The sequence below is a fragment of the Actinoalloteichus spitiensis RMV-1378 genome (assembly GCF_000239155.1).
In the GTDB taxonomy this organism is placed as follows: Bacteria; Actinomycetota; Actinomycetes; order Mycobacteriales; family Pseudonocardiaceae; genus Actinoalloteichus_B; species Actinoalloteichus_B spitiensis.
In genome coordinates this window covers 1-2,869 of sequence record NZ_AGVX02000626.1, presented here as the reverse complement: position 1 = coordinate 2,869, position 2,869 = coordinate 1, and the positions used below count along the sequence as shown (strand labels likewise).

2 protein-coding genes and 1 pseudogene are annotated in these 2,869 nt (G+C 72.8%); all 3 read left to right on the top strand.

Going from position 1 to position 2,869, the window contains the following annotated elements:
- Positions 1-1,430 (top strand): hypothetical protein (locus ACTIDRAF_RS0222945; protein ID WP_016701048.1); only part of this gene is annotated, 1,430 nt, incomplete at its 5' end.
- Positions 1,427-2,449, top strand: a complete 1,023-nt coding sequence (locus ACTIDRAF_RS0222940) for a glutamate ABC transporter substrate-binding protein (protein WP_016701047.1) — start codon at positions 1,427-1,429, stop codon at positions 2,447-2,449. The genes ACTIDRAF_RS0222945 and ACTIDRAF_RS0222940, both read left to right, overlap by 4 nt.
- 110 nt (positions 2,450-2,559) lie before the next feature.
- Positions 2,560-2,869 (top strand): annotated as a pseudogene (locus ACTIDRAF_RS34605) (hypothetical protein); the annotation flags it as partial.

Here is a 2,869-nt window from a genome sequence, read left to right as displayed (position 1 = left end):
CCACCCCCGCCCGCCCGGCCCTCCTGGCGCGGGCGGGGTGGGGCACGGTGACCGGACCGGCGGCGCCGGTCACCTCCCCGCGTCCCGCTCGCCGCCACCGGCGCCGCGTGCCACGCGAGGCGTTCAGCCGGTGGCGCACCACGCCGGGCCGCCTGTCGCTCATCGCGGTGGGCCTCGTCGTCGCCAGTGCCCTCGCCGGCCTCATCGGGGCGATCGGCGCGCACCGCAAGGCGGCCGCCCTCGACGACCTGGTCACCAGGAGCGAGCCCCTCAGCGTCGCCGCCCAGGACCTCTACGCCGCGCTCTCCGACGCGGACGCGACCGCTGCGACCTCGTTCCTCACCGGCGGCACCGAGCCGGTGGAGGTGCGGGACCGGTACTCGTTGAACATCGCGCGGGCGTCGGCGGCCCTGACCAGGGCGGCGCACGGGTTGAACGCGGCCGGAGCGGACGCGGGTGGGGGAGACACGGCCCGGCTGAACCGCCTCGCCACCCAGTTACCGGTCTACGCCGGCCTGGTCGAGACGGCGCGAGCCAACCACCGCCAGGGGAACCCGGTCGGCGCCGCCTACCTCCGGTTGGCCTCGGGACGCCTGATGCAACAGGACATGCTGCGCTTCGCCGGGGAGTTGTACGAGAGCCAGTCGGAAGCGGTCGACGTCGACCGTGGACGCGCCGCCGCGCCACCGACGGCGGAACTTGCCTCCGGCATGGTCCTGCTGGCCGGCCTCGTCGCGGCCCAGCTGTACCTCCACCGCCGGACGCGTCGGGTGTTCAACATCGGGCTGCTCGGCGCATCCCTGGCCGCCGTCGCCTGGCTGGCGTGGTTGATGGTGTCGTTCCTCATCGTGAACGGGCACCTGGAGGACAGCAGGAGGTACGGATCCGCCCAGGTCAAGGTCCTGGCCGACGCCCGGATCGCCGCCCTGGAGGCGCGGACCGGGGAAACGCTCGTCCTCGTCGCCCAGGGCACGGGACAGGAGTACGAGGAGGACTTCGCCGACGCGTTCAAGAAACTGGTGGGTGCGGACGGGACCAGCGGGTTGTTGGGGAAGGCCCGGGAGATGGCGACGGACCCCCAGGTGCACCACCACGTCGACGAGGCGATACGGGCGGCACGCTCCTGGGGGGAGGGCTACGAGGTAGCCCGGGACCACGACCGACGCGGCGAGTACGACGAGGCCGTCGCGGTGACGGTGGGATCCGACATGACCTCGGGGGACGAACCGGGAGGAACCGGGGCGGACTTCGGCAGCGTGGAACGCAACCTGCACCACGCCGTCGAGGTGACCCGCGACGAGTTCGCCCACCGCGCCGCCCAGGCGCAGGCCCTGCTCCCCGGCCAGGTCCCCGCCGCGCTCGTGCTCGCGGCGCTCGTCGCCACGGGCGCCGCCGTCGGGATCGGACAGCGGGTGAGGGAGTACCGATGACCAGAAGACGGGTTCTGACGATCGCGGTCGTGGCCGGCCTGCTCACCTCCTGCACGGCCAGCTCGTCAGCGCCGTTCTCCTCAACCCCCTCCGTGGAGGTGCCGGAGCCCGTGGGGGCGCGCCTGGTGACGAGCGCGTCGGCTTCAGCCGAAGAGGACTGCGATCCCACCCGCAGCTTCCGGCCTCCGCCGGTGCTACCTGAACCGGGCCAGATGCCGGTCGGGTCCACCATGGAGCGCATCGTCGAGGACGGGTTCCTGCGCGCCGGCGTAGACCAGACGACCAACCTGATGGGCTACCGCGATCCGGCGACCAACCGCATCGACGGCTTCGACATCGAGATGGTGCGGGAGGTCGCCAGAGCGCTGTTCGGGACGGAGGACGTGGACAACCACATCAAGTGGGTGGCGATCACGTCCGGCCAGCGAACCGACGTGCTCGGCAACCCGGAGGAGGGCACCGAGGAGGCCAAGCAGCCCCAGCAGCCCCAGGTCGACATCGTCGTGCGCACCATGACCGCGACCTGCGAACGGTGGGAGACCGTGCTGTTCTCCACCACCTACCTCGAGGCCCGGCAGCGGATCCTGGTGCCGCAGGACAACGAGGACATCACCGGCAAGGACGACCTGGCGGGTCGCCGCGTCTGCTCGGCCACCGCCTCCACCTCGCTGAGCCGGTTGGTCGAACTGGAGAACGGCCCCCGGGTCACCGCCGTGCCGCACTGGTCCGACTGCCTGGTGATGCTCCAACAACAGCAGGTGGACGCCGTGTCCACCGACGACACCATCCTGGCCGGAATGGTGGCCCAGGACCCGAACCTGAAGGTCGTGGGCGAGCCCTTCTCGTCCGAGCGGTACGCGATGGCGTTCCGCCAGGAGGAGGAGGACTTCGTCCGCTTCGCCAACGGCGTGCTGGAGCGGATGCGGGCCGACGGCACCTGGCAGCGCCTGTACGACGCATGGCTTGCCGGTCCCCTCGGGCGGGCCTCCCCGCCTCCCGAGCCCCGGTACCAGGACTGATCCCTGCCCGTCCCAGGAGGTTGTGCGATGCCTCGTCCGCGTGAGACCGGCCCGGCCCGTGGTCGGTCGTCGTCCCGCGTCCCGGCCGGTGTCGGCCGGCGGAGCGAACGATGACGCCCGAGGCCACCGGCCGATGCCTCCGGCCGGGCTGCGGCGGAACCGTCCGGGAGGGCTACTGCGAGCGTTGCGGGCACGCGACCTCACCACCAGGGGACCGGCACACCTGCCCCACCGGACGGTGGGCGCCCGCCGATGCCGTCCCAGAACGGGAGGACCGCCCCTCCCGGGTGTCCGCCCGGCTGGACGACGCCGAGCCCGCGCCGCCCCGACCACCCCGCAGCGGACGGTCGACCCGCTCGGTGCCCGAGGAAACCCACCCGGCCCCACCCGGCGGAGACGAGGGAAGCCGGGTGCCACCCG

Excerpts from the sequence above, each read along its gene's own strand:
- ACTIDRAF_RS0222940 (WP_016701047.1), top strand. The coding sequence starts at position 1,427 with ATGACCAGAAGACGGGTTCTGACGATCGCGGTCGTGGCCGGCCTGCTC.